The following is a 26,126-nucleotide window of genomic DNA, read 5'->3' on the forward strand; positions in this document are numbered from 1 at the left end:
CCGAGCACCGGGCGCCTCGCCCCTGGCCTGCCGGTCAAATTGCTGATCATCGCCGCAAGGTCGCCCTCTTTCCCGTCGCCCCGATGATCGCGGGGCTATCAGGTGGCGACCCAGGTGCCCGTGGTGGCTGCTTTGGTCGCCCTGTTTGAGTGGCACTGGGACCGGGCCGACATCCCGAAGAAGCGTGCGACGCCGAAGATCGTGCTCGACGCCCGCGAGTGCGCGCCCATCACCCTGGTCATACCGCCGCGACCGCTGCCTTCGAACTGCGGGTGAGCCGGCGTTCGGTGTCGAACATGCTGCGGTCCCTTATCGACTGACTAAGCAGGTAGTCGATAGTTATGTCCGTAACTCGCCCGTATTGATCAAAGTGCGCACGTAGAAGGCCTCGTCGGGGTCTGGATCGGAGTTCTCACACAACGCCCGAACCGACGACGAGGCCGACGACCAGTATGCGTCCTGCACACGTGTACGCCAACGTGTCCGACGAGCAGTACCACCAGCTCGTCACCGCACTGCACCAGCAATGGCGGGTCGCGACCCGTGCGGTCATGATCCTGCTCTCCGCCAGCGGTATGCCCGCTGCCGAGATCGCGGTTCTGCTGCACTACGACCCAGCAACGGTGCGACGATGGATCGCCCGCCACGGCCTCGAAGGCCTGGACGGGCTCCCGGACCGGCCCCGCTCCGGACGCCCGCGGATCGGCAGCCCGGGCATCGGTGAGCGGATCCGCCGGCTCCTGGCCACGCCGAAGGCCTGGACCACCGCCCGGATCTACCAGGGGCTGGGCCGGCCCGCCATGAGTCTGCGAACCCTGCACCGGCGCATCCGGGAACAGGCCGTCTGGCGCCGGCCCCGACTGATCGCCAAAGGCGACCCCGACCACGACACCATCTGCCAACAGATCCGTGACCAGGTCGCCGCCCTGCCCACCGGCTCGGTCGTGCTCGCCGAGGACGAAACCCACCTCGACCTGATCGCCCGGATCCGAGCCTGCTGGATGCCTCGCGACCTGCGCCACAAGGTGCTCACGCCAGGCACCAACCAGCGTCGCACCCTGCACGGCGCGGTCAACCTGCTCACCGGCGCCTGGCACCACCACGTCTCGGTCTACAACGTGTCCGTGGTGTTCTGCTACTTCCTCGAACAGCTCCTCGCCGTCTATCCCGACGCCCCGGTCGTCGCCGTGATCTGCGACAACGGCACCACCCACCACAGTGGCATCACCCGCAGGTGGCTGGCCGACAACCCACGCCTCAAACTGGTCCCCGGCGCGAGATACAGCCCCCAGGACAACCCCGTCGAACGCATGTGGGCCACGCTGAAACACCACCTCGCGAACACCGCCCCCGCCACCATGGCAGACCGGATCCGGCAAGCCCATGCGTTCTTCCACCACCGCACCCCGGCACAGAACCTGACCACCGCCGCGCCCTGGACCTCACCCTGGCTCCCCGAGGGTTACGGACAAGATCATTGGGCAGGTGCTTAGACGTGGACAGCCGATTCGAGCTCGGCCTGGCGCTGGGGCCGCCCACGCGGTCCCCGCGCCGGCCGCACCAGCGACATCGAACGAGGAACCGTCATCATGAGATTGCCTCTCCGTCGCACTCTGGTCACCACCGTCACCGCGGCGATCCCGGTCGCGCTCGTCTCGGTGGTCGTGGCCGCGATGCGCGCTGGCCTCTACGCCGAGGTCCCCAACCGGCGACCGTGTCCGTTCCGGATCCCAACCCCAAGGGCACGACCGACCCCCGTCTGCGGGGGTAGCGAGCCATGGACGACGTCTCCCTGTCCTCGCTGCTGCGCACTCATCGGCGCGCGGCTCCTCACTCAGGAACACGGTCGCGGAGGCTTCCGGCCTGAGCGTGCGCTCGGTTCGCAACCTCGAGTCCGGAGCCGTCAGTGCTCCGAGCGCCAGTTTCCTGCAACGCATCGCCGAGGCCCTGCGACTCGACGATGCCGCGTATCGGCAATTGACCGACCTGGCTCTGTGCGGGCACCATGCACATGATCCGACAAGGCCGGCGCTGAGGCCGGGACTGAGGCTCGTCGTCGTGGTGGAGGTGTCCCGCAACGGTGTGCTCGCCGGCCGGGAGGAAGTGCCTCTCGTCGCGGCCGCGGACACGATCGCCGCCATGGTGCCGGTCGGTGCCTGCTTGGAGTCGGTGCTCGCCGACGATCCGGCCTGAGCGAGCACACCCGGTCGTTCAGCGAGACGGGGTTCCCAGTGCTCCCCCGATCAACTCGGCCAGATGAACGACGCGCACCCGCAGACCGGCCTTCCGTACGGCGGTGCGCAGCTGCCGTTGGCATCCGGGATTGACGGTCACCACCAGGTCGACCTTCGCCCGCGCGATCTCCTGGATCTTCGGCGCGACGACCCGGGCGGAATCCCGGCGTCGCAACAACGAGTAGGTGCCGGCCGCGCCGCAGCAGTCCTGGGCGGACGGCAGTTCCACGATCTCGGCCACCGTGCCGACGGCGGTGCGGATGGTGGCGGCCACCCCGAGACCGTTACGCAGGTGACAGGAGTCCTGGATGGCGACCCGTGGCCGGGCGCCTGCCCGCGCCCGGGGCAGCAAGCCGCGCCGGACGATCCATTCGCTGAGCTCGGCCACGCGGTCGCGGCCCAGGACGGCGGCCAGGTGGGCGGCGCACCCGCCGCTGGTGGTGACTATGGTGCCCGGGAGGCGGCCACCGAGAGCCCGGCCCATCGCCTCGCCCTCCCCGAGGCGCCCGTTGTGCGCGTGCAGGGCGCCGCAGCAGCCGGGGCCGCGGCCGGGCTGCAGCTCCGGGTCGATCGCCTGCGCCGCCCGGCTCACCCCGGGGAAGAGCACGCGCTCCACACAGCCCAGCATCAGGTGCGGTCCCGGGTGCCTGCGCGGACCGGGCCGGGCGTGCCGGCGCAACCGGCCAAGAACCCGCAGCAGCAGGTCGTGGCGGGTCAGGGCCAGCAGTGGACGGACCAGCCACGGGGTGCGGCGGCCCCGCCAGGCGGCGTCGCGCCACTGTTCCAGCAGCAGGCCGTAGGGGACGTCGGCCGGGCAGACCGGCTCGCAGGCCCGGCAGCCCAGGCACATCGACGCCTGCTCCCGTACGGAGGGATCGGCCAGTGGAACCGTGCCATCCTCGATGCCCCGCATGAGGGTGATGCGGCCGCGCGGAGAGGATGCCTCGTCGCCGGTCAGGGCGTACGTGGGGCAGGCGGGCAGGCAGAAGCCGCAGGACATGCAGCGGGAGAGCGCCTCGGGATCGAAGACGTTCATGAGCCCAGCTTTCCGGGGTTGAGGATGCCGGCCGGGTCGAAGGCGGTCTTGAGTCGGCGCATCAGGGCCAGCTGTGCGGGGTCCAGCCGGCGTGGCAGCCACTTGAGCTTGGCCACGCCGACGCCGTGCTCGCCGGTGATCGTGCCGCCCAGGTCCAGGGCCAGCTGGAAGATCTGCTCGAACGTGTGGTGCACGGCGGCGACCTGGGCCGGGTCCTGCGCGTCGGCGACCGCGGTCGGGTGCAGATTGCCGTCGCCGGCGTGCCCGAACACCCCGACGCGGACGCCGGTGGCGCGGGCGATGTCACCGATGCGGGCGACCGCTTCGGCCATCCGGGGGCGGGGCACGCTGACGTCCTCGAGCACGGTCAGGCTCCCGAGTCGGGCGAGCGCGGGAAGGGTGCAGCGCCGGGCGGCCAGCAGATCCTCGGCGGTGGCCACATCGGGTGCGGTGGTGACGGTCCGGGCGCCGGTGTCCCGGCACGCGGTGACCATGGTGGCCAGCGCGGCACCGACCTGCTCCTGCGCGCCGTCGTCGCCGAAGAGCAGCAGGGCCCCGGCGCCGCGGTCCAGCCCGAGCCCCGCGTGCGACTCCACCGCGTCGATGCAGGTGGCGTCGAGGAACTCGAGGGTCGCGGGAACCAGGCCGGCTTCGACGATCGCCGCGACGGCCCGGCCGGCATCGGCCAGGGAGTCGAAGTAGGCCACGCCGTAGCCGGAGACCGGTGGTGCCGGGACCAGCGCCACGGTGATCTCGGTGAGCACCGCCAGAGTGCCCTCGCTGCCGACCAGCAGGCGGGTGAGGTCGTAGCCGGCCACGTCCTTGACCAGTCGCCCGCCGGTGCGGATGACCTCGCCGGTGCCGAGGACCGCTTCGGTGCCCAGCACGTAGTTGCGCGTCACCCCGTACTTGAGGCCGCGCAGCCCACCCGCGCAGGTGGCGACGTTGCCGCCGATCGTGGAGACGGCGCGGCTGCCGGGATCGGGCGGATAGAGCAGCCCGACCGTGGCCGCGGCCGCGGCCAGCGCCGTGGTGGTCACGCCGGGCTGGGCCACGGCGAGCTGTTCGGCCGCGTTTACCTCCAGCAGGCGGTCCATCCGGGTCGCCGACAGGATGATGCCGCCCTGGGTGGCCACGGTCGCGGCGCACAGGTTGGTGCCGGCGCCGCGGGGGACCACCGGGACCCCGTGCGCCGCCGCGATCTTCACCACGGCCGCCACCTGGGCGGTCGTCGCCGGCTGCACCACCACGTCCGGTTCCGCGTCGAACAGGGGAGTGGCGTCGCGGGCGTAGGCCCGGCGGGTGGCCGCATCCGTGCGCACCCACCGCGCACCGACGGCGTCCCGCAGCCGGTCGACCATCTGCGCGTCGACAACCCCGGCGGTTCGCGCGGTCATCGGGGTCCGGCCGCGGTCGCCGGCTCGGGCCGGGCCGGCACGCCGTCGACCCGTCGCGCCAGGTGCCACGGGTTCGCGTCACGCAGCGCCTCGGGTAGCAGCTCGTCGGGCAGCCCTTGGAACGAGACCGGCCGCTGGAAGCGGCGCATCGCGGTCACGCCGACGCCGGTGTGGGTGGACGGGGTCGCCGCCGGCCACGGCCCGCCGTGCTGGGTGGCCCAGGCGACCGCGACCCCGGTCGGCCAGCCGCCCCAGACGACCCGGCCCGCCTTGCCGCTGAGCAGGGTGAGCAGCCGACAGGCCAGAGCCTTCTCGGCCGCCGCGTCGGCGTGCAGGGTCGCGGTCAGGCTGCCCGGCAGCGTGGCCAGCACTCGCTTGAGTTCCTGCTCGGAGGCGTACTCGACGACGAGGGCGGCGGGCCCGAACGCCTCGTCGGCCATGGCCGGGTTCCCGGCGAAGTCGGCGGCGCTCGTGGCGAACAGGGCGGGGCCGGTCAGGGTCGGGTCGTCACCGGATCGTGGTTTGGTGTCGCCGGCCAGCAGCCGTACGCCCGCGGTCGCGGCCAGCCGGTCTCGCGCCTCGGCGAAACCAGCACAGATCCAGGGCCCGAGCATGGGCGCGGCCGGCACCGCGGCGACCGCCGTGGCGAGGCGGTCCTCCCAGCCGTGCCCGCGCGGCAGGAACAACAGTCCCGGCTTGGTGCAGAACTGGCCGTTGCCCAGGGTGAACGAGTTGACGAAGCCGGAGATCAGCTCGCCGGCCCGGGCGGCGGACGCGGCCGGCGTCACAACCACCGGGTTGACCGAGCCGAGCTCGCCGTAGAAGGGGATCGGGTCGGGCCGGGCCGCGGCGAGGTCGAACAGGGCCCGGCCGCCGGCCACGGAACCGGTGAAGCCCACCGCGGCGATGTCCGGGTGGCCGACCAGCCGGATTCCCGCTTCCCGGCCGTGGACGACGGCGAGCACACCCGACGGCAGGACCTCGGTGGCGAGGCCGGCGACCAGGTCGGACAGACGCGGGTGCCCGGAGTGGGCCTTGACCACGACGGGGCAACCGGCGGCCAGGGCGCTGGCGGTATCACCGCCGAGCACGGAGAAGGCCAGCGGGAAGTTCGACGCGGAGAACACCGCCACCGGGCCGATCGGCACCAGCCAGCGCCGCAGGCCGGGCCGGGGCGCAGGCTGGGCTGCCGGATCAGGGGCGTCGATGATGACATCGAGGACCCCGCCGTCGCGCAGGGCGCCTGCGAAGAGCTCCAGCTGCCCGGCGGTGCGGTGCAGCTCGCCGGTGAGCCGGGCGCGGCCCAGCGAGGTCTCGGTGTCGGCCAGCGTGACGATCTCCTGCTCGTGGGACCGCAGGGTGTCGGCGAGCCGGTCGAGCAGAGCGGCCCGGTCGGCCGGGGGAAGCGCCGCCAGGGCGGGGGCGGCCCGGCCGGCGGTGCGGCACCGCTCGTCGACCTCGGCGGCGGTGTTCGGCGGGGGCACAGGAATGTGAGACATGGCTGCCTTCCGATGGGGGAAGTGCGAGGGAGAGGGGAAACCAGGGGGTCGCCGGGAAACTTTCCGGAAACATCTTGCGCACTGGCATCTTGGTATACCACGATACCGGCATGTCAAGTTTTCGAGTGACCCGGACCACTTCGGCGGAGCAGCCCTACGGTGTACCCGCCGCCGGTGCTCTGGTGATCCCGGTCGAGCAGCCCGCCTCGCGCTCAGACCGGGTGTACGACTCTCTGCGCCGGGCGATCCTTGACGGCACCCTGCCACCCGGACGCGCCTTGGTCGAGCGTGAACTCGCCGAAAGCCTGGGGGTGTCCAAGACGCCGGTCCGCGAGGCGCTCAAGAAGCTGGCCCTCAGCGGGTTGGTGGAGATGAACTCCTACTCGGGTGTCAGCGTGCGGCGCATCGACGGCTCGTTGATCGAGGAGCTCTACACAGCGCGGGCGGGGGTCGAGCCCACCGCCATCAGGCTTGCCGTCGTCGCGTACGGCCCGACCCGCTACGACGCCGCGCGGCAGGCCCTCGACGAGGCCCAGCGGCTGGCGACCGCGGGCGAGACCGCCGCCCTGGGGCTGGCCAACCGGCGGTTCCACCGGGAGATCTACTCCGCCGGCGGTAACCGGTTCCTCTGCGAATTCCTCAACCAGCTCCAGGACCTCACCACGTTCGTCGCCACCGCCGGCTGGAGGCTCAAGGCGACCTTCGAGCAGGAGGCCGAGGAGCACCGCGCGATCCTGGCCGCGATGGAGGCGGGCGACGCCGATCTGGCCGAGCGGCTGGCCGGCGCGCACATCCGCAAGGCCGCGCACACCCTGGTCTCGGTCCTCGGCGAGCAACCGCGATGACCCGCTGCGACCTGTGGGCCCACCCGCACTCGCTGGCCACCGAGGCCGCGGCGCAGAGCCGCCGTATCGCCGAGGCCGGCTTCACCGCCGTCCGGCTGGCCCACATCTACCACTCCGGCCGGTGGCTGCTGACCACCAGCCGTCCCGGCGAGGTGGCCCAGCTCCCCTCCGGCGCCTGGTACGCCCCGGACCCGCTGCTGTCGTGGGGTCCCCAGCTGCGCGCTCCCCGGGCGACCCCGCACGACGCCGTCGCGGCGGCCACCGGAGCGCTGCGGTCGGCCGGGCTAGCGGTGGTTGGCTGGATCGTCGGGCTGCACTCGTCGCCACTGGCCACGACCCACCCGGAACTGGCCCTGCGCAACGTCTTCGGCCACGTGTACCGCCACGCACTGTGCCCGGCGCAACCGGCGGTACGTCGCTACGCGGCGGCACTGGTGGCCGACGTGGCGGCGCGTGGCGTCGACGAGCTCGACCTCGAGGCGTACGGCTATCTCGGCTGGCAGCACGCAAGCGCGCACGACAAGACGGGCGTCACCCTGCGGCCAGCCGACCGCTGGCTGCTGTCGCTGTGCACGTGTTCCGCGTGTGCCCGGGCGTACCGCGAAGCGGGCGCCGATCCGCGGGAGTTGCGCGAGCGGGCCGGGGAGGCGGTGCGCCGCCAGCTGGCCGAGCCGGGCCCCGCGGCACCGGAGACAGCGGACGACGCGGTCGCGGCGCTGGGCGGGCCGTTGCACGACGCGGTGCTGCGGGCCCGAGCAGCGGTGACCACTTCCCTGATCGCCGAGACAGTGGCCGCGGCCGGCTCCACACCCGTCTGGCTGCGCGCCACCTGCGATCCGTACGCGGGCGCGGGCAAGACCGGCGGCGATCCGGCCGCCCTGACCGCCACCGGGGCCGGCCTCACCCTCACCGACCTCACCGGTGACTTCGCCGCCCTGCGCTCGGAGCTGCACGCCGCCGAGGCAGCGGGCGTGTCACCGGACCGCCTCACCGTCGGGTGGAGCCTGCTCGACCGGCACACCCTCGGCCGGGCGGATCTCGACCCGCTGACCGAAACGGCGTCCGGGTACGCCGCCACGGCCTTCTACGCCTACGACCTGGCCCCCGCCGCCCGGCTCGGCTGGCCCGCCGCGGCCCTGGCGCCGGCGGGCGCTGCCGCGCTACGGAAGCCGGTGGCCCAGTGCTGACCTACGTCCTGCGCCGCATGCTGCAGCTGATCCCGGTGCTGCTCGTCGTCTCGATCGCGCTATTCGTCCTGCTCCGCATGCTGCCCGGCGATCCGACCACCGCGATCCTCGGGCAGGAGGCCACGGAGGCCCAGCGTGCGGTGTTGCGCGGCGAGCTCGGCCTCGATCAGCCGCTGTGGCAGCAGTACACCGACTGGATCGCCGGAATCTTCCGCGGCGACCTGGGACAGTCGTGGCTGACCCGGGAGCCCGTCGGCACCGCCATCGCCGATCGCCTGCCCGTCACGGCCGAGCTCGGCCTCATCTCCCTGCTGCTGGCCACACTCATCGGCATCCCGGCCGGCATCCTGGCCGCGGTCCGGTCCCGCCGCGCCACCGACTCGACGATCTCCGGCACGGCGATGGTGCTGCTCTCCGTGCCGCACTTCTACCTGGCGACCCTGCTGGTGCTCGTGTTCGCGGTCACCCTGCGCTGGTTGCCCGCCTCGGGTTTCGTGGCCTTCACCGAGGACCCGATGGGCAACCTCGAATATCTCGTGCTCCCAGCCATCACCGTCGGCTCGACCATCGTGGCCGTTGCCATGCGCCAGACCCGCGGCTCGCTGCTGGCCACCCTGGGCGAGGACTACATCCGGACCGCTGAGGCCACCGGCCTCACCCGCCGCCGCATCGTGCTGGTGCACGCACTGCGCAACGCTCTGGCCCCGGTGGCCACCGTCGTCGCGTTGCAGGTCGGCGCGCTGATGAGTGCCACAGTCATCACCGAGACCATCTTCGCCCTGCCCGGCATGGGCACGCTCATCGTCAACGCGATCTTCAGCCGGGACATGCCGATCGTGCAGGGCGCCGTGCTCGTCGTGGTCGCCTTCGTCCTCGCCGTCAACCTGCTCACCGACCTCGTCTACGCCTGGCTCGATCCGCGGATCGCCTACTGAGCCGGCCCCCGGTTCCTCCCGTCCCCTCGTCGCGGACGTCACGTCAGGTGGCGGACGCAGTCCCGCCTGACCTGAAGAGGCGCCATGACGCTCGAACTGACCCCCGCGGACCCCGGCCCAGCTACCGCAGCCGCCGCCACCGGTGTGTCGCGGCGGCCCGTGCTGCGGGCACTGCTGCGCGACCGGCGAGCCGTGTTCTCCATGCTCGTGCTGGCCGCTGTGATCGTGGTGGCCGCGATCAGCCCGTTCGTCCGGACGGCAGCCACGGCCGTGGACCCGGACGGGCGGCTGCGCGGCCCCGGTGCCGGCCACCTGCTCGGCACCGACGAACTCGGCCGTGACGTCCTGGCCCGGATGGTGCAGGGCGCCTGGGTCACCGTGCAGACCGCCACGGTCGCAGTGGGGATCGCACTGGTCCTCGGTACGGTGATCGGGCTGCTCGCCGGCTATGCCGGCGGCTGGGTCGACTCCGTGCTGATGCGGGTCATCGACGGGCTGCTGGCGTTCCCGCTGCTGGTCCTCGCACTGGCCGTGGTGGCCGCGCTGGGACCGGGGCTGCGCAACGCCCTGATCGCCATCGCGGTGATCGTGACACCGCGCATCAGCCGGGTGGTCCGCGGCGAGGTGCTGTCGTTGCGCACCCGCGAATGGGTGTCCGCCGCCCGGATCGTGGGCGTTCCCCGGTGCATCATCCTGGTCCGGCATCTCCTGCCGCACCTGGCGGGATCGCTGCTGGTCTTCACGGCGCTGCAGGCATCCACGGCCATCATGGCCGAGGCCGCGCTGAGCTTCCTCGGCCTCGGGGTACAGCCACCCCAGCCCAGCTGGGGCGGGATGGTGGCCTCCGGCACGGAACACCTCGACACCACCTGGGCGCTGAGCGTTTTTCCCGGCCTGGCCATCCTGCTCACCGTCGTCGCCTTCAACCTGCTCGCCGACTCACTCCGGGACGCCCTCGACGCGCACCGTCCTCAATTGCGCGCGGCGGCCTGACCCTCCCTCCCCTCTCACCCGTAAGGATCAGTATGTCCATACGTACCGGCATGTCCCGCCGAACCCTGCTCGGCCTCAGCGCCTCGGCTCTGGCCGTGTCCACCCTCGCCGCCTGCGGAGCGGACGAGTCCGGCTCCTCCTCGCCGAACGGCGGCGGCACCCTGACCGTCGGCTTCGACAATGAACCGGTCAGCCTGGACCCGGCTCTGTCCGCGGCGATCTCGTCGGACCGCAACCTGCTCAACCTGTTCTACGAGGGGCTCGTCCGCCAGGAGAAGGACGGCACCATCGTGCCCGCCCTGGCCGAGAGCTGGCAGGTCGACGGGTCCACGGTGACCTTCAAGCTGCGCACCGGCGTCACCTTCCACGACGGCAGCGCCTTCGACGCCGACGCCGCCGCATGGAATCTCAAGCGCGTCCTCGATCCGGCCACCAACAGCACCAAGGCCTCCACCCTGAGCAAGATCTCGTCGGTCACCGTCGTCGACCCCGTCACCCTCAAGGTCCAGACCGAGGCTCCGGACCCGTTGCTGCTGACCCAGCTGTCCTACGAGCCGGGCATGATGGTCTCGCAGAAGGCGGCGGTGGCCGCCGGCAAGGACTTCGGGCGCAACCCGGTGGGCACCGGCCCCTTCGTGTTCGAGCGGTGGGTCGCCAAGTCGCAGCTGAGCGCCAAGCGCAACCCCTCGTACTGGCGCAAGGACGCCGACGGTAAGGCCCTGCCCCGGCTCGACAAGGTGGTCGCCCGGTTCATCAGTGAGCCGAAGACCCTGCGCGCGGAGCTGAGCACCGGCGGCGTGCAGCTCGTGCGGGCGCTGCCCCCGGAGGAGTTCAATCAGCTCGAGAACAACGGGCAGGTCAAGCTGGATGACCTCGGTGTGCGCCGGTCCTACTACCTGGCCGTCAACTCCGCCAAGGCGCCGTTCGACAACCCGCAGGTGCGAAAGGCCCTGGCCGGTGCGATCGACCGCGACGGCGTCGGCAAGACCGCGGCCTCCGGCGAGTACGACCTCAGCCCCACCTTCGCCACCAAAACCGACTGGTTCTACGACTCCGCACTGGCCGCCCCCGCCTACGACGCGGCGAAGGCCAAGGCGGCATTCGCGGCGGCCGGCATCGCCCCCGGCACCGCCGTCAAGCTGGTGGTGCGCAACCGTCCGCCGGACCCCACCATCGCCCAGCTGATCCAGGCCAACCTCGAGGCGGCCGGGCTCACCGTCACCATCGAGGCGCTCCAGCTCGAGTCCTACCTCGACAAGCTGAAGAAGGGCGACTTCGACCTGGGCCTCGGGGTCATCGACGTGCCGCGGTACGACCCGTCGCTCACCTTCGACCCGTACCTGCACACCGGCGCGGCCAACAACTTCTCCCAGATCAAGGACCCCGAGCTCGACAAGCTGCTGGACGCGGCGCGGGCGACCGGAGACCGGGAGACCCGCAAGAAGGCGTACGTCGATGCCCAGCGCCGCACCCTCGAGCAGAGCCATCTCGTGTTCCTACACCAGGCGCGGTCCCCGGTGATCCACCACAGCGACCTCAAGGGCCTCGCCTTCGACCTCGACGGCCAGTGGCGGCTGCACGAAGCCACTGTCGGCCGCTAGACCGCCGCAGCGATCGGGAAGGACACCATGCACCTGCTCGAGGTCGAGGACCTGAAGGTGACGTTCGGCCACGGTGACCAGCGGGTCCCAGCCGTCGCCGGCGTGCACCTGACCGTCGACGCCGGCGAGACCCTCGCGCTGGTCGGCGAGTCCGGTTCCGGCAAGACGGTGACATCGCTGAGCCTGCTCGGGCTCAATCCGCCGGCGCCGGCCAGCACCACCACCGGCCGGATCCGGTACGGCGACCGCGACCTCACGACGCTGTCCCGCGCCGAGTGGCGCCGGATCCGCGGCGCCGAGATCGCCATGGTGTTCCAAGACCCCGGGGCCGCGTTGAACCCGTTGCTGACCATCGGCACCCAGGTCAGCGACGCCGTACGGGCCCACGAGCCGATGTCCCGGACGGCGGCGCGCCAACGGGCCGTGGAAGCCCTGGAGCTCTCGAGACTGCCGCAGCCGGAGGACATGCTGGGCCGCTACCCGCATCAGCTCTCCGGCGGCATGCGGCAGCGGGCGGCGATCGCCCTGGCGATCGCCGCCCGGCCGAAACTGCTGATCGCCGACGAGCCTACGACCGCGCTGGACGTCGCGGTGCAGGCCGAGATCCTCGCGATGCTGGACGCGCTGCGCCGTGACCTCGGCATGGGCCTGCTACTCATCACCCACGACCTCGGCGTCGTGGCCGGCCACGCCGACCGGGTGGCGGTCATGTACGCCGGCCGGGTGGTGGAATCGGGGCCGAGCAGCGCGGTGCTGCACCGACCGCGGATGCCGTACACCCGGGCGCTGCTGGACGCCACGCCCCGGGTCGACGGGCCGGCCCGGCAACGGCTGGCGGCGATCCCGGGTGCCCCGCCCGACCTGCGCCGGGCCCAGCCGGGGTGCTCCTTCGCGCCGCGCTGCGTGCACGTCGTCGACGAGTGCCGGACCACCGTCCCCGCACGGACCCTGCGGGAACCCGGTCACGAGGCCGCATGTCTGCGCACCTCGCTCGTGTTGGCCGCACCACGGGAACTCGCGGTGCGGGCGCCGACTTTGACCAAGCTGCCGACTGTCCGGGCCCGCCCGATGCCGTCAGCCCCGGCGGAACCCGAGCCGCTGGTGACCTTCGACGACGTGTCCCTGCACTATCCCGGGCGGGGCGGGATCCTCCGGCGGGCTCCGGGCACGCGGGCCGTCGACGGCGTGACCCTGCAGGTCCGGCGCGGCGAGACCCTGGCGCTGGTCGGCGAGTCGGGCTCGGGCAAGACCAGCCTCACCCGGACCCTGCTGCGCCTGGAACGGCCCACCGGTGGCCGGGTGCACTACGACGGCATCGACGTCACCCGGCCGGACCGGGCCGGGCTGCGCCGTCTGCAACGCGAAGTGCAGGTGGTGTTCCAGAACCCGTACGCGAGCCTGGATCCGCGGATGCGCATCGCCGACATCCTCGCCGAGCCGCTGCGCACCCACGGGGAACCGGCCGGTGCGGCGGAGCTCGGGGACCTGCTGGATGCGGTGGGCATGGACCGCAGCGCGCTGAGCCTCTACCCGCGGGCGTTCTCGGGTGGCCAGCGCCAGCGCCTGGCCATCGCCCGGGCGCTGGCGCTGCGCCCGCAGCTCCTGGTGTGCGACGAGGCTGTCAGCGCCCTCGACGTCTCCATCCAGGCTCAGGTGCTCGACCTGCTCGCCGACCTGCAGGACCGCCTGGGCATGACGTACCTGTTCATCACCCACGACCTCGCGGTGGTCCGCTCGGTGGCGGACCGGATCGCGGTCATGCGCTCCGGCCGGGTGGTCGAGCAGGGCCCGGCGGAAAAGATCTACGCCGCCCCGGCCCACGAATACACCCAGTCGTTGCTGGCGCTGGCCCCCGGCCATCCCGGCAACCTGGACCGCGCCATCCCATCGTCCCCGGCACAGAACAGGATTTCCTCCTCGTGGTCCGCATAACCGATGTACGTCTGACCACCGTCAACACCCCGCGGCACACCGGCGCGATCTGCGGTCACGTCCTGGTCGAACTCACGACCGACGACCCCTACCTGACCGGCCTCGGCGAGATGTCGGACCTGCAGCACCTGCCGAGGTTCCACTTCGACGTCGGCGAGCTGGAACGCACCCTGCGCGAACTGCTCACCGGGCGGGACCCGCTCGCGATCACTGAGATCAACGCGGTGCTCGAGGAGAACTTCCCGCAGGCCGGCTACATCTACGACAAGAGCCGCGCGATCAAGTGCGGGGTGGACATCGCGGTCTGGGACCTGGCCGCGAAGAGCCTCGGCGTCCCGGTCCACGACCTGCTGGGCGGCGCGGTACGCGACAGCGTGCCAATCGCCTACCCGATCTTCCGCCAGCGCCGTCCCGAGGATGTAGAGCGCAGCTTGGCGACCGTGGCCGGTCGCCTCACCGAGGGACAGAGCTGCTTCCGGGTGTACGTCGGCCGCGACCTCGACCTCGACGAGAAGTTCCTGCGCGCGGCCCGGGACCGGTTCGGCGACGCCATCACGATCAAGTCCCTGGACTTCTCCAACCTGCTGGAGGCCAAGGCCGCCTGCCGGTTCGTCGACCGGGTGCTCGACGTGGACTTCGACCTGGTCGAGGCCCCAGCGCCGGACCACGACATCCGCGGGCTGGCGTTCGCCCGGGCCCGGCTGCCGGTGCCGGTCAGCGAGCACGTGTACGGCTACCGCTGGGCGCTGGACCTGATCTCCGCAGACGCGGTGGACGTCTTCAACGTCAGCGTCATCGCCATCGGGGGCATCACCGCAGCCCGGCGCATCTTCGCCATCGCCGAGGCCGCGGGCAAGGCCTGCCTGGTGGGCACGACCCAGGAACTTTCCATCGGCACGGCGGCGGCCGCCCACGTCGCCATGGCGATGCCGTCGGTCACGCTGCCCAGCGACCCGGTCGGCCCGCTGCTCTACACCGCGGACGTGGTGACCGAGCCGGTCCGCTACGTCGACGGCCGGCTGCTGACGCCGCGGGGCAACGGTTTGGGCATGAGCCTCGATCCGGCCCGGGTCGCCGCCTGCGCCGGCCCGCTGACCTGGGCCGGCACCGATGCGCAGGCCGTCGTCGACCGGGCGCAGGCGTCGCCGGTCCCGGCCCTCGCGGACCCGCGGTGACCCCCGCCGTCCCGGCCGGGGCGTCGCGGCTCGCGGGCCGGGTCGCCTTGGTGACCGGGGGCGCCCGCAACATCGGGCTCGCCATAGCACGGCGGCTCGTCGCCGAGGCGGCCGCGGTGGCGATCAACGGCCCGGACGCCACGGAGGCGGCGGCCGCGGCCGCCGAGCTGGGCGAGACCGGGGTGGCGGCCGGTTTCCCGGCGGACGTTTCCGACCCCGAGGCGGTCGAGGCGATGGTGGACGCCGTCGTCGCGCGCTTCGGCCGCCTCGACATCCTGGTCAACAACGCCGCCACGCCGATGACCGGCCGGGTGCCCCTGTTCGACCTCGACCTCGCGGCCTGGGAACAGTCGTTCGCGGTCAATGCCCGCGGCGTCTTCCTGTGCAGCGTCGCCGCCGCCCGGGCGATGACCGGCGGCGGCACCCGCCGCAGCGACGGGGCCATCGTCAACATCTCCTCGGTGGGCGCGGTCCGTGCGCACCGCAAAGCGGTCGCGTACGACGCCACCAAGGGCGCCGTGGAGGCGACCACCCGGGCGATGGCGCTGGAACTCGCCCCGCTGGGCCTGCGGGTCAACGCGGTCGCACCCGGGGCTATCGGCAACGACCGTACGGCCGCGCTGAGCGAGGCGGAGCGGCAGCGCCGGGCCGCAACGGTGCCGCTCGGCCGGATCGGGGACGCCTGCGACGTGGCCGCCGCCGTGGCCTTCCTGGCCTCGGCCGACGCCGCATACATCACCGGTCAGGTGATCACCGTCGACGGCGGGCTGACCGCGCAGGCCCGCCCGCCGGGAGCCGACCTGTGACCACCGGCCCGCGCACCCGCCACCCGAGAAGAACGACCGATGGAAAGGCGCCATGACACCCACCACTGCCCAGCCCGCCCCGCTCGACCCCGCCGACCTCGCCGCCCTGGGCGAGGCCAGCACCGCCACCCTGACCACCCAGCTGTTCAAGCTGGGCCTGCGCAACACCTACCTCAGCGGCCTGCGCAGCCTGAGCCCGCGGGCGCCGCGGATGGTCGGCGAGGCGTTCACCCTGCGCTACATCCCCGCTCGCGAGGACATCGACGTCCTCGAGGTCTATGACGACTACGACCACCCGCAGCGCAAGGCCGTCGAGTCGGTCGGGCCGGGCCAGGTGCTCGTGATGGACTGCCGCGGGCAGGGCCGGGCCGCCAGCGCCGGCAACATCCTGCTGACCCGGCTGGCCTGCCGGCAAGCCGCCGGCGTGGTCACCGACGGGACCCTGCGCGATGTCGCCGGCATCGGCGAACTGGACCTGCCGGTGTTCGCCGCCGGGCCGGCGGCCATGACCAACCTGGCCTTGCACCATGCGGTCGACCTGCAGGCCCCGATCGGCTGCGGCGGCGTCCCGATTTACCCCGGCGATGTCCTCGTCGGCGACGCTGACGGCGTGGTGTGCGTGCCCCGGCACCTGGTGGCCGTGATCGCGCAGCCCGCGCGGGCTCAGGAGCGGTTGGAGGACTTCCTGCAGGCCCGCGTCGCCGGCGGGGCGCCTCTGCGCGGCACCTACCCGCCCGACGCGCAGACGCTGCGGCTCTACCACGAGCAGGGGAGCGACCTGCTGGCCCGGCAGCCCTGACACCGGACCGGGCTGATCAGGCCACCGGCCGGGCTCTCGGAGCCGGGGACCGTGACGCGCCCGCACCTCGCCGAGGGCGGTATCGCGGTCCGGCTTCCCGGCGCCTGGTCATCCCGGTGGTGCGGCTCCCGGTTGGGGTTGGGTCAGCCCGGCGGTGCGGCCCGCGGCTGGGGCCGGGGGCCGCGACGGCGGTCGGCCGTACGCCGCGAGGACGCGGTCGACGACCCAGGCGGCGAAGGTCTCGTCGACGGTGCCGGTGGAGACCGCCCGGCGGTGGAAGAGCGGTCCCGCGAGCAGGTCGAGCACTTCTGCCCGGTCCGTGCCGGCGGGTAGTTCCCCGCGCTGGACGCCGCGGGAGATGACCGCCAGGATCATCGCGTGTCTGGCCCGGGCCTGCCGGCGATGCAGTGCGGCGAAGGCGGGGTCGCGTTCGGCGGCGTCGATCAGAGCGAACATGAGCGTAGTGGCCGGTCCGGTGGACAGGGCCCGCGCGAAGCCAGTCAGCAGGTCCAGCAGATCGCCGCGCAGGGTTCCGGTGTCCGGGTCGGTGGGTGGCTGCCGGACGCTGTCGAGGGCGTCCAGTACAAGCGTGGCCTGGCTGTCCCACTGCCGGTAGATCGGGGTCTTCGCCACCCCGACCGTTCGGCGATCGCTTCGATGGCCGTGCCGGCGATGCCGTGCTCGGCCAGCAGGGCCAGCGTCGTGCTGAGGATCGTGGTCCTGCTGAGCAGCACCCGGGGGTCCGTCGGCCGGTTCACCGGTTGTCTCCTCGCGCTATGCGGAGACCGTAGCGTCGGCCGGCGGTCCCGGCGTCCCGGTTACCGATGGTCCGGCGTGTCGAGGTAGATCAGGGCCAGCCCGTCGCGGCGTGCGGCCTCGGCCAGTTCGGCCGAGGCCCGCGTGCGGTCCACGTTGATCTGGATGCCCGTCCGGCGGCCGGCCTTGGGTGCACGGCCGCCTCGATGAGCGAGAGGTAGACCTGTGCCACCGTGTCCGGGTCCTCGACGAACTCCGCCCGGGCGGGCCGGCTGGTGGTCATGCCTACGGCATAACGCTACGATCGCGTAGCGAAATGGGGGTCCGGCGCGATGCGCCGGACCCCCATTGGGTAGAGCTGGATCAGCGGTGCTCGAGGGCGCCCCGGTCGACCGGGGCGGTGCGGGCAGCCATGCTCGCGTCGGTCTTCGCGGCCAGGGTCCTGGTGCCGCTGTCGATGGCCGGGCTGCCGTCGCTGAGCCGGAAGTCGTCCCGGTCCGGGCCGGCCAGCTTCGGATCACCGGTCAGCTTGTGTGGATCCGTGACGTTGGTTCGGCCAACGATGATGTTGGAGTCGAAGGTGACGCCGGTGGACGACGACTGCGACGCGGCGGTGATGCCGCTACCGGGGCTGACCAGAATGTTGTTCACCACCTTGACATCATGTGCCTTGGTGACGCTCATGTTGTCCTGGATGGAGGGCTGGCGGCCGTTGTGGTAGACGGTGTTGTTGACGACGTCCACGTGGTCGCTGCGGAAGACGTTGATGCCGCGCGCGCCGTTGTCGTGGGTGATGTTGTTCTCCACCAGGGTGCGCCCGCGGTACGGCGTCCTGATCTTCGCGTCGCGGTTGTCGAACGAGTCGATGATGATGCCACCGCCGTCGGTGATCGTCTTGAAGCCGCTGCACCCACACTTGACGAACGAGCCGTTGTCCCGGGTCACGTTGCCGCGCACGATCATCTTGTAGCCGGCGCCGCCGTCGGAGTTCCAGGCCTGGAACAACGAGATGCCGCTGCCACCGAACGGTGACCAGTTGCTGTTGCCGAAGGCCAGGTTGTTGCTGACCTCGACGTGGTCGGCGTGCATAGCGCTGATGCCGACGAGCGGGCAGCCGGACACGGTGTTGCCGTGGACGCGGACGTGGTGCGGATAGGTCGATTCACCGCCGCCGAACGGCTCGGACACCGCGATGCAGTTGGTGTTGATCATCGGGTCCCGCTGGTCACCGTTGCGGGCGGCGTTCTTCTGCTTCTCCGTCAGCCGGTCGGTCGGTCCGTGCACGGTCAGGCCCGCGACCGTGATGTACCGGGCGTTGATCGCGACGCCCTGCCACCCGGCGGCCTCGATCTTCGGCCTGGCGCCCGGCGCGGCGGCGTAGGTGATCCACTTGCCGGCGGTGCCGGAGCGCTTGATGCCGAGCACGAACTGCTTCCCCGGGGCGGAGTAGGTGCCGTCACCGATCACCACCGTGTCGCCCGGCTGGGTGAGATCCGCCGCGCGCTGCAGGGTGCGCAGGGCGGTGGCGGGGCTCAGCCCGTCGGCCTTGTCGTTGCCGTTGCCGTGCACGTACCGGTGCCGGCCGCCCTGGGTGGGCGGCAACTCGGCAACGGACCAGGTGGGCCCGCCGATCCCGGCGCCCGCTGTCCGGCCCACCGGCAGGGCCGGGGTGCCGGGCGTGGCCGGCTTGGTGGTGCCGGGCTTGGTGCCGGGCTTGGTGCTGGGCTGGGTGGCGACCGGGGGCGGCGTGGCCGGTGAGCCGCTGTCGGTCACCGTGAGGAGCAGGCGCACCGGGGCGCCGGCCTTGCCCTGCGCGCCGTCCTTGCTGTAAGGCGTGATCACCAGCGAGTACCGGCCGGCGGCGGGCCGCCAGGGCAGATAGTCCTTGCCGCTGCGGGCATCGCCGTTGAGCACGAACGGGTTGTGGTTCTCGACCCGGGTGGTGCGGCCGTCGAGCTCGAAGCGCACGCTGCCCACCTTCGAGTCCGTGACGGCCTGCACGCTCAGGTCGCGGGTGTGCAGGGCGGCCAGGTCGACCTTCTCCTCGCCGCGCAACGGTGCCCGGCCGGGGATCCGCTGATCAGCGGCGGCGTCCAGCAGGACGACGGAGCTGATCGTCGGCTTGTCGTCCGCCGAGGCGACGGTGCGGGCGGTCAGCCCGAAGGCGGCGACTGTGGCCACGGCGGACACGGCGATCAGCGCCCGCCGCCGTCGCTGGGGCCTGGCGGGGCGGGTAGGGGCGTGGTGCGTGACGGACACGACAACTCCGGGGGTCGATGGTGCGGGAATGCCGGCATTCGTGCTCCGGCGGCACCAAACTAACCGCCGCAATGGGGATAGGCCACGGTCGCCGCGGCCACCTCAGAAACATTTAAGGGGCGGCGCGCGCTGATACGGATCCCCGTATGGACGGCTTATCAAAATTGTTATGAGCCGGCATTGATAGCGACTCCGATATCAATGACAAAAATAGCTGAAAATAGACGTTCGTGCACCTGCCGGGGAGCCACCAAGGTCGACCTCGGTGCGTACCGGGCCGGCCGGTTCCACGACCTGCGCATTGTGGCCCGCCCGGGCGGCGGCACCGCGACCGTCTACCTCGACGGCCGGCAGGTCGCCGCGGGGCTCGCCTTCCGGACCGAGGCCGGCACCCTGGACCGGTTCGAATGCACCGTCTCCCAGCCGAGCCAGGGTGCCGCGTCGATCGACGACGTCCGCCTCGGCACCGAGCCGGCCGCGACCCGTTCCCGTACCTCGGCACGGTGAAGCCCCGCGGAGCCGCGACGATCGCGGGCTCGTCCATCATCGTGAGCACGGAGACGACCGACCGTAACTACGCGGACTACTCCTCCTACCAGAAGTACCTTGGCCCGCCGGGTGCCAAGACAGCCCGGCACCAGCCCGGCTGGGCAGGGGTGGAGCAGACCAGGGGGTGCTGGACTTCAGCGGGCCGAAGAAGGACTCGAGAACCTCGTCGCCCGGGGCAAGTCCGACCCGGTCCCTGCGGCGGAGGCGGCGGAGTTCTTCCAGCGCACCGCCCGCATCGTCAAGGCCTGTTACCCGCAGGCGAAGACGTGCAGATGGTGACCGCCGGCCGCGGCCGCGCCATGGACCGCATTGACCGCCGAGGCGAGTGGATCGCTGTACGTCTTCGCCTGGCCTGACACGATCGGCGGATGCGGACGGGGAGGGCGAAGCGCTCGTGCAGGCGGTCAGTGTCGTGGGCGAGCCCACCACCAGAAGCAGAGGGACGAGCCGCCGGAGTCGGCGATAAGGGTACGCGCCGACGGCCACGCCGGCCCCCTCGCCAATCATTAGGAGACGATGACCGGAACCCGTGAATATCCTGATGGCTGCTCGTTGGCGAGTTGTGCGGGAAGTGAAGGCGCGCTGATTCGGGACCTATCCGCGGGGGCCGCGTGTCCGCTTCTGTGCACAGGGAGAGGTGAAGTCCGCTGACGGCTGCGTGAAAGCGGTCCAGGCTCCGGACAGCAAGGTGCGAGGGGTGCAGTTGCCGTCAGAACCCAGATAGGCGCCGCCCGCCGCCGAGGTCAGGCACAGCACGAGGACCAGTGCCATTCTCAGCAGGGCCGGTATCCGTCGCTTCCGATGGGAGCAGACAACTATGGGGACCTGTGCCGCCTGTAAGGTGACCGGCGTCGGCTGTGGGCTCTGCCGCCGGTCGACCGGGTGACTTCTCGCGGTCGGTGCCCGGTCCGCCAGGTGTGACAGCCACTGGACTGAATCGTCGTCGTCCGAGGCGGTCCAGCGTGAAGGTTCTCGGAATCTGCTGTTCGGTCCCGGCATCATCGGCGAACTCCGTTCTTTCGCGTCGCGGGCACCCAGCGAGTGGGCCCGGCACTGTCCAGTTGGGCTCCACTCGCTGGGTGCTGTCCGTCGCAGGACCGATGGGCTCAGCGCAGGGTGCCGAAGTCCTGGGTCCAAAAGGTCGTGGTGCCGCGGGTGGCCACTCCCACTCCGAGATCCCTGAACGCACAGTTGAGAATGTTGGCGCGGTGCCCGGAGCTGTTCATCCAGGCGGTCATCACTTCGGCGGGAGTGCGCTGACCGGCGGCGATGTTCTCGCCTGTCCGCTGCCAGTTGTAGCCGGCGTTGAGAACCCGCTGGGCGGAACTGATGCCCTGCCGGTTCGTGTGCGCGAAGAAGTTGTTGGTGGCCATGTCCTGGGAGTGTCCCCGGGCCGCCTTGACCAGGCGCGCGTCCGTGTTCAGGGCCTTACAGCCGGCCTTGGCCCGTTCCTTGTTGACCAGGCTCGCCACCTCGGCCTCGAACTTCTGCGACGCCCCGGACGGCTTGGGTGCCGGCCGCGACGGGCGGGTGGGACGCGGAGATGTGGTCGGGGTCGGCTTTGCCGTGGGCTTGACGGTAGGGGTGGCCGGGGGCTTGGCCGGGGTTGTGGGCGTGCCCTTGTCGGTCGTCACCAGAGTGAGCTTCTCCGCCGTCAGCACCGGGTTGATCGGCTGGTAGACGGTCTGTGCGCGTCCTCCGGCGCAACTGCCGGATCCGCCGGACAACACACCTTGCGCCTGGTTGCCGGCCATCAGCGAACCGCCCGAGTCGCCGGGCTGCGCGCAGGCACTGGTCACGATGAAGTTCCTCACGGTCCGGCCACTGACGTTCAGGGTCGCGTTCCGGGCGGTGATCGTGCCGCAGCGCGTGCCGGTCGTGGATCCAGTCCGGCACACCGAGGCACCGACCAGCGCCTCCTTCGAGCCGGCGACCGCGACGTCTCCGCCGGTGGTCTTGACGACCGGCTTCGGCGTCCACTGCCGGTTGACGTCGATTACGGAATAGTCGTTGCCCCCGCGGTTGCCGAACTGCGAGGCCCGGAAAGTGCCTTGCGCGCTCCGGTTGAACCCGGCCGTGGTCGCGCCTTTCCGGCCGCAGTGGCCCGCTGACACGAAGCCCGTGGTCACCGCGAAGCCCACGGAACAACGCGCGGACCGGTCAATCAGAAAGGCGTCACCACCGCGCACGTCGAACAGGGCGGTGAAATCGGCGGCCACGGACTGCACCCGAACGGCCTTGCCGGGCAGGCCCGCACGCTTGGCGAAACCGCGCGCCGTTCTCTCGCTGCCCGCACGGGCCAGGATCGTGACCGTGTTCGTCTTGGCGTCGACGTACCAGCCGGCCACCGATCGGGGCGGGTTCACCACTTTGTCCAACCGCCGCTGTGCCGATTCCAGCTGCCGCTCGCTGCGCTCGACGATCTGCGGCTCCGCACCGAGAGAACGTGCCCGCTGGGCCGCCGACGGATCCGCCACCGCGACCACCACCCGGCCCCGCTCAGCGCTGAACCAGGCGCCCGCGAAGGGTTCGCCGATCCCGACCCGCAATGCCGCGTCCTGTTCCGCCGCTGCCTCCGTCTTCAGTCGATCGGCTGCGGCGGACGGGCTGATGCCAAGGTCCCGGGACATGACGTCCACCAGGGCCGAGGCCGGACCGCTGGATATCGACGGAGCCGCGGCCGGCGCTGGACGACTCCGCGCGTCGGTCTCGGCGAGCGCGGGCACCGTGAGCACCGCCGCCGACCCGGCAGCGACCGAAAGAATCATCGCGCCGATGACTCGCCTTGTTCTCATGCGTAAGGCTCCCAAAATGCTGTGCGACACGGTGCACTACCCGGCACGACGCTCCAATTGCGTCACGCTCCGCCCAATGTGCCGCACAGCGAAAGCCGTGCCCAGGCCGGAAAGGAAGACCTAAGGAAAGCATCAGAATGCGCGAAGGGTCGACCCCCGGGCCTTATCGGAAAGGTGCGGAGTCATTGATAAGAATTGACTATCAATGGCCCGGAGCGATGGAGGATCAATACTGCCGCGCATATTGTTGAAATTCGTGATCGCGCAGCGGCCGAACCCTACCGGTACGGCCGCGAGCCGCGGACCACGTACCCGACGGCTGCGGTGTCGGCCGCTGGCTCGCCGGGGCGCCAGGCCATCGACGAACGCGACCATCTGCACCGGCATGAGCACGGCGCTCTAGTGGTAGCCGGTGCCCCAGTACGCGGGATTGCCGCCGGTGAAGCGCCAGACCAGCGTCGGCACCGCGACCCACACGAGCGGCGACCGAAACGCGAAGCCGGCGGTGGGCGCCAGCAACGCGAGGACGGTCAGCACCTTGGCCGCCGTTGTTGGATGCTGCAGCCGGTGCCGGCCGTCGTCGTGTACGCGTAGCCGTCGTGCGGGTTGAGGGCCGGTATGACCACGCCCACGGCGTGCGGTACCGAGCACCCCGCCCGCGGCGAGCGTCGCCACCGGGCGCCGCCTCCCGCTCACGGCGACCGTGCCGCGGCGGCTACGGACTGAGTCGCACTCGGCCGTACGCCGGTTCCGCGGCCCGGCAATCATTTCGAATGCGATATCAATGCGGTCCTGAACGGTACGGATGTTCGCGGGTCAGCAACTCCGTGGCCTGCGGATATGACGAGAAGTGCCCGGTCGATCACCTGACTGGCCTTGCCCGGAACTACTTGGTATACCAGTGTATGAGAACCGCCAGAGGGATCTCATCGACTGTTTCTCCCGCAGTCCGTCGACGATACGAAGTGCACCACATACGCGGCGATGCTCCGTGCAGCCCCTCGCCGGCGCCCTCATTACCCATTCTTCGCCCGATCATTTCTCGTCTCTTCTGGAGGTATTGCGATGCCCGATCGGCACAATGATCGATCACCTGGAGCGGGACGCCGAAAGCCTCGGCGACTGCTGCTGGCGGGGGCGCTGACCCTGGCCGGTCTGGCCACGCCGCCCGCGCTGCTGGTGTTCGCTCAGCCCGGCTCGGCCCAAGTCGTTCCCACCGGGGCAGCCGGGCTGGACGCCGCCGACATCATCGACGGATTCGGCGGTGCCGTCGGGTCCGCCGCGCCGGGCTGGACGGTCGCCGGCGACGGTGGCACGGCCACGGTCCAAGACGTGCCCGACACCATCGACCGCGGCCTGCGGTTGACGGACACCTCGGCCGCGCAGTCCACGACGGTCAGCCGGTCCCTCGGTTCGACCTCGGCCCCGGTGGTGGCCGGGGTGCGGTTGCGGGCCGGTCAGACCACGTCCGTGGTCGGCCTGCACCTGGACAGCCCGGCAGGCCACGCGGCGACCGTGGGCCTGGGTTCCGGCGGCCGGCTGTACGCCTACGACGGCGCCAAGCAGGTCACCATCGGTGCGTACCAGGCGAACGAGTGGCTGGATCTGCGCATCGCGACGCAGCCCGGCACGAAGACCTACAGCGTGTTCCTGCGCGGCAGCCGCCTCGCGAAGGACCTCGCGTTCCGGGCCGAGGCCAAGACTCTCACGGCTGTGCAGGTCGGCGTCAGCAAGGAGACCACGGGCACGGCCTGGATCGACGACGTACGGATTTTCGCTGCCCCGATCGGCACCGACTGGACCCAGATCGGCACCGTCACGCCGCGGACCGCCAAGCAGATCGGCTCCTCGCGGTTGATCTCCGGCGTCGAGACCACGGGACGTAACTACGCCAAGTTCTCGGAGTACCAGCGGCAGCTGGCCGCGCTCGGTACCACCACCTGGCGCGTCATGCCGGAGTGGAACGACGTCGAGCAGAACACCGAGGGCAGGTACAACTGGGCCAAGACCGAAGAGATCATCAATGCCGCGGTGGCCGCGGGGGCCAAGCCGTGGGTGCAGTTCTCGTATGGCAGTTGGTATTACACCACCAAGAAGGGACTTACGGCCGGCGGCGCCAACCTCGGTGCCGGGCTGCCCGCGGGTGAGGGCCTGGACAAGGCCGAGAACTGGTGCAACGCACTGGTCGAGGAGTTCAAGGACCGCGTCTCGCAGTACGAGATCTGGAACGAGCCCAACAACGACGGGGCGCCGACGACCATCGCCAAGGACTACGCGACCTATTACAAGCGCATGGCGCAATGCGTCCGTGCGCAACAGCCGAAAGCGGTCATCTACGCCACCGAGTTCGGCATCAGCGTCGACTTCGCCGACAAGTTCATGACGGAGCTGAAAAACCTCAAGGACGCCGGCGAGGCGGACAACGACACCGCGAAGCAGGCGGCGCGCATCGCCCTGGTCGACGGATTCGCCTATCACCCGTACGACAACTATCCCGACAACCCCAAGCTATACAACACGATGGCCGAGCTGCGGAAGACGCTGGCGAAGTACTCACCCTCGATCGTGATCCGGCAGGGCGAGAACAACGCCCCGAGCACCGCCGGCACCTTCGGTGCCTTCTCGGCCGACACCTTCACCGAACGCAGCCAAATCGCCTATAACCTGCGGCGCAACATCGGCGACATCGGGGTCGGGATCGACAGCTCGAACCTCGGCACCTGCGACCTCTGGTACAAGTTCAACGCCACCGACACCCCGAAGATCAATTCGAAGGGCGTCGTCGCCTGCGGCCCGGATCTCAAGGCCACCTACACCAAACTGGCCTACTACGGTCTGCAGAACACCGCCGCGTTGTTCGACAGCACGCTCGAGCCGCTGACCCGGCTGGAGCCGGTCGCCAACTGGCGGACGGAGTCGCCGATCAAGGGCTTCGCCTACAGCACGGCGGGCAACGGTGATCGCAAGGTCACCGTCCGGGCGTTCGAGAAGACCGGATCCGCGGAGCAGGCCGTGGCGCTGTGGTTCGGCGGGGATCCCGCCCAGCAGCCCGAGAAGGACAGCCAGGGCAACCAGATCGCCAAGCCGGACCGGGCGCCGAACGAGGACCGCAGCACCAAGCCGGTCGACGTGACATTCCCGGCCTCGAAAATGAGCAATCCGGTCCTCATCGACCTGGTCAGCGGCAACGTTTACCAGGTGCCGGCCACAGCCGTCCAGCGCTCGGGCGGCTCCCTGACCCTCAAGGGTGTGCCGATCGGCAACACCCCCGTGGTGGTCGCCGATCGCAGCCTGGCCGGCCTCTGACCCGGACGGCCTGAGGTGCCGC

21 protein-coding genes are annotated in these 26,126 nt (G+C 71.1%); 14 read left to right on the forward strand and 7 right to left on the reverse strand.

The annotated features are described in order from the left end of the window. The first annotated feature begins 123 nt into the window (after positions 1 to 123). The 3 genes from AB0B58_RS23515 (at position 124) to AB0B58_RS23525 (ending at position 2,193) form a co-directional block, all read left to right on the forward strand. Positions 124 to 276 (forward strand): hypothetical protein, encoded by a 153-nt coding sequence (locus AB0B58_RS23515; protein WP_360227203.1) that lies wholly within the window; start codon positions 124 to 126, stop codon positions 274 to 276. 176 nt (positions 277 to 452) lie between these two features. Beyond that, complete coding sequence (locus AB0B58_RS23520) at positions 453 to 1,493, forward strand: IS630 family transposase (protein ID WP_360227206.1); 1,041 nt, start codon at positions 453 to 455, stop codon at positions 1,491 to 1,493. Positions 1,494 to 1,680: 187 nt separating this feature from the next. Continuing rightward, a complete protein-coding gene (locus tag AB0B58_RS23525; RefSeq protein ID WP_360227345.1) occupies positions 1,681 to 2,193 on the forward strand; it encodes a helix-turn-helix transcriptional regulator in 513 nt (170 codons plus the stop codon). An 18-nt stretch (positions 2,194 to 2,211) separates the two neighbouring features. Here the strand turns inward: AB0B58_RS23525 and AB0B58_RS23530 are convergent, their stop codons facing one another. From AB0B58_RS23530 to AB0B58_RS23540, 3 genes are read right to left on the reverse strand one after another with little or no spacing between them, the layout of a single operon-like run. Next, positions 2,212 to 3,270 carry a (Fe-S)-binding protein gene (locus AB0B58_RS23530; RefSeq protein WP_360227209.1) on the reverse strand — a complete coding sequence of 353 codons (1,059 nt, stop codon included), beginning with the start codon at positions 3,268 to 3,270 and terminating at the stop codon, positions 2,212 to 2,214. After that, positions 3,267 to 4,667, reverse strand: coding sequence for an FAD-linked oxidase C-terminal domain-containing protein (locus tag AB0B58_RS23535; RefSeq protein ID WP_360227212.1), 1,401 nt, complete (start codon positions 4,665 to 4,667; stop codon positions 3,267 to 3,269). Before AB0B58_RS23535 ends, AB0B58_RS23530 begins: the two co-directional genes overlap by 4 nt. Continuing rightward, on the reverse strand, positions 4,664 to 6,166 hold the full coding sequence (locus AB0B58_RS23540) for an aldehyde dehydrogenase (NADP(+)) (RefSeq protein ID WP_360227215.1): 1,503 nt from the start codon (positions 6,164 to 6,166) through the stop codon (positions 4,664 to 4,666). The genes AB0B58_RS23535 and AB0B58_RS23540 overlap by 4 nt, the downstream gene beginning before the upstream one ends. Before the next feature lie 110 nt (positions 6,167 to 6,276). Between AB0B58_RS23540 and AB0B58_RS23545 the strand changes: the two genes are divergently transcribed. The 9 genes from AB0B58_RS23545 (at position 6,277) to AB0B58_RS23585 (ending at position 16,439) form a co-directional block, all read left to right on the forward strand. After that, entirely contained in the window at positions 6,277 to 7,011 is a 735-nt protein-coding gene (locus AB0B58_RS23545; RefSeq protein WP_360227218.1) for a GntR family transcriptional regulator, read from the forward strand. Further along, on the forward strand, positions 7,008 to 8,198 hold the full coding sequence (locus AB0B58_RS23550) for a hypothetical protein (RefSeq protein WP_360227221.1): 1,191 nt from the start codon (positions 7,008 to 7,010) through the stop codon (positions 8,196 to 8,198). Before AB0B58_RS23545 ends, AB0B58_RS23550 begins: the two co-directional genes overlap by 4 nt. Further along, complete coding sequence (locus AB0B58_RS23555) at positions 8,192 to 9,133, forward strand: ABC transporter permease (RefSeq protein ID WP_360227224.1); 942 nt, start codon at positions 8,192 to 8,194, stop codon at positions 9,131 to 9,133. Before AB0B58_RS23550 ends, AB0B58_RS23555 begins: the two co-directional genes overlap by 7 nt. Positions 9,134 to 9,217: 84 nt before the next feature. Continuing rightward, positions 9,218 to 10,126, forward strand: coding sequence for an ABC transporter permease (locus AB0B58_RS23560; protein ID WP_360227227.1), 909 nt, complete (start codon positions 9,218 to 9,220; stop codon positions 10,124 to 10,126). A 32-nt stretch (positions 10,127 to 10,158) separates the two neighbouring features. Continuing rightward, positions 10,159 to 11,727 carry an ABC transporter substrate-binding protein gene (locus AB0B58_RS23565; RefSeq protein WP_360227230.1) on the forward strand — a complete coding sequence of 523 codons (1,569 nt, stop codon included), beginning with the start codon at positions 10,159 to 10,161 and terminating at the stop codon, positions 11,725 to 11,727. Positions 11,728 to 11,754: 27 nt separating this feature from the next. Further along, positions 11,755 to 13,659, forward strand: coding sequence for an ABC transporter ATP-binding protein (locus AB0B58_RS23570; RefSeq protein WP_360227233.1), 1,905 nt, complete (start codon positions 11,755 to 11,757; stop codon positions 13,657 to 13,659). Then, positions 13,647 to 14,834, forward strand: coding sequence for an enolase C-terminal domain-like protein (locus AB0B58_RS23575; RefSeq protein WP_360227236.1), 1,188 nt, complete (start codon positions 13,647 to 13,649; stop codon positions 14,832 to 14,834). The genes AB0B58_RS23570 and AB0B58_RS23575 overlap by 13 nt, the downstream gene beginning before the upstream one ends. Further along, on the forward strand, positions 14,831 to 15,640 hold the full coding sequence (locus AB0B58_RS23580) for a glucose 1-dehydrogenase (protein ID WP_360227239.1): 810 nt from the start codon (positions 14,831 to 14,833) through the stop codon (positions 15,638 to 15,640). The genes AB0B58_RS23575 and AB0B58_RS23580 overlap by 4 nt, the downstream gene beginning before the upstream one ends. A gap of 52 nt (positions 15,641 to 15,692) precedes the next feature. Beyond that, positions 15,693 to 16,439 carry a ribonuclease activity regulator RraA gene (locus tag AB0B58_RS23585; RefSeq protein ID WP_360227242.1) on the forward strand — a complete coding sequence of 249 codons (747 nt, stop codon included), beginning with the start codon at positions 15,693 to 15,695 and terminating at the stop codon, positions 16,437 to 16,439. 108 nt (positions 16,440 to 16,547) lie between these two features. Here AB0B58_RS23585 and AB0B58_RS23590 read toward each other — a convergent pair whose 3' ends face one another. Beyond that, positions 16,548 to 17,072: a TetR-like C-terminal domain-containing protein gene (locus AB0B58_RS23590; protein ID WP_360227245.1), complete on the reverse strand. Its 525-nt coding sequence runs from the start codon at positions 17,070 to 17,072 to the stop codon at positions 16,548 to 16,550. A 486-nt stretch (positions 17,073 to 17,558) separates the two neighbouring features. Further along, on the reverse strand, positions 17,559 to 19,376 hold the full coding sequence (locus AB0B58_RS23595) for a right-handed parallel beta-helix repeat-containing protein (RefSeq protein WP_360227248.1): 1,818 nt from the start codon (positions 19,374 to 19,376) through the stop codon (positions 17,559 to 17,561). 279 nt (positions 19,377 to 19,655) lie between these two features. Here AB0B58_RS23595 and AB0B58_RS23600 point away from each other — a divergent pair, with 279 nt between their 5' ends. Further along, positions 19,656 to 19,961 carry a hypothetical protein gene (locus AB0B58_RS23600; protein WP_360227251.1) on the forward strand — a complete coding sequence of 102 codons (306 nt, stop codon included), beginning with the start codon at positions 19,656 to 19,658 and terminating at the stop codon, positions 19,959 to 19,961. A 1,148-nt stretch (positions 19,962 to 21,109) separates the two neighbouring features. Here AB0B58_RS23600 and AB0B58_RS23605 read toward each other — a convergent pair. Together AB0B58_RS23605 and AB0B58_RS23610 are read right to left on the reverse strand one after the other, a co-directional pair. Further along, positions 21,110 to 22,828, reverse strand: coding sequence for a CAP domain-containing protein (locus AB0B58_RS23605; RefSeq protein ID WP_360227254.1), 1,719 nt, complete (start codon positions 22,826 to 22,828; stop codon positions 21,110 to 21,112). Positions 22,829 to 23,197: 369 nt separating this feature from the next. Beyond that, on the reverse strand, positions 23,198 to 23,473 hold the full coding sequence (locus AB0B58_RS23610; RefSeq protein ID WP_360227257.1) for a hypothetical protein: 276 nt from the start codon (positions 23,471 to 23,473) through the stop codon (positions 23,198 to 23,200). 390 nt (positions 23,474 to 23,863) lie between these two features. On the opposite strand from AB0B58_RS23610, the gene AB0B58_RS23615 reads away from it, so the two are divergent. Beyond that, complete coding sequence (locus tag AB0B58_RS23615) at positions 23,864 to 26,104, forward strand: cellulase family glycosylhydrolase (protein WP_360227260.1); 2,241 nt, start codon at positions 23,864 to 23,866, stop codon at positions 26,102 to 26,104. Positions 26,105 to 26,126 lie beyond the last annotated feature (22 nt).

This window comes from Actinoplanes sp. NPDC049118 (assembly GCF_040648555.1).
Taxonomy (GTDB): Bacteria; Actinomycetota; Actinomycetes; order Mycobacteriales; family Micromonosporaceae; genus Actinoplanes.

What these genes read in the sequence shown, in the direction of transcription:
- AB0B58_RS23545 (WP_360227218.1), top strand. Translation starts at nt 6,277, where the DNA reads ATGTCAAGTTTTCGAGTGACCCGGACCACTTCGGCGGAGCAGCCCTAC.
- AB0B58_RS23585 (WP_360227242.1), top strand. Translation starts at nt 15,693, where the DNA reads ATGACACCCACCACTGCCCAGCCCGCCCCGCTCGACCCCGCCGACCTC.
- AB0B58_RS23540 (WP_360227215.1), bottom strand. Translation starts at nt 6,166, where the DNA reads ATGTCTCACATTCCTGTGCCCCCGCCGAACACCGCCGCCGAGGTCGAC.
- AB0B58_RS23600 (WP_360227251.1), top strand. Translation starts at nt 19,656, where the DNA reads ATGACAAAAATAGCTGAAAATAGACGTTCGTGCACCTGCCGGGGAGCC.
- AB0B58_RS23535 (WP_360227212.1), bottom strand. Translation starts at nt 4,667, where the DNA reads ATGACCGCGCGAACCGCCGGGGTTGTCGACGCGCAGATGGTCGACCGG.
- AB0B58_RS23615 (WP_360227260.1), top strand. Translation starts at nt 23,864, where the DNA reads ATGCCCGATCGGCACAATGATCGATCACCTGGAGCGGGACGCCGAAAG.
- AB0B58_RS23560 (WP_360227227.1), top strand. Translation starts at nt 9,218, where the DNA reads ATGACGCTCGAACTGACCCCCGCGGACCCCGGCCCAGCTACCGCAGCC.
- AB0B58_RS23520 (WP_360227206.1), top strand. Translation starts at nt 453, where the DNA reads ATGCGTCCTGCACACGTGTACGCCAACGTGTCCGACGAGCAGTACCAC.
- AB0B58_RS23570 (WP_360227233.1), top strand. Translation starts at nt 11,755, where the DNA reads ATGCACCTGCTCGAGGTCGAGGACCTGAAGGTGACGTTCGGCCACGGT.
- AB0B58_RS23530 (WP_360227209.1), bottom strand. Translation starts at nt 3,270, where the DNA reads ATGAACGTCTTCGATCCCGAGGCGCTCTCCCGCTGCATGTCCTGCGGC.
- AB0B58_RS23565 (WP_360227230.1), top strand. Translation starts at nt 10,159, where the DNA reads ATGTCCATACGTACCGGCATGTCCCGCCGAACCCTGCTCGGCCTCAGC.
- AB0B58_RS23550 (WP_360227221.1), top strand. Translation starts at nt 7,008, where the DNA reads ATGACCCGCTGCGACCTGTGGGCCCACCCGCACTCGCTGGCCACCGAG.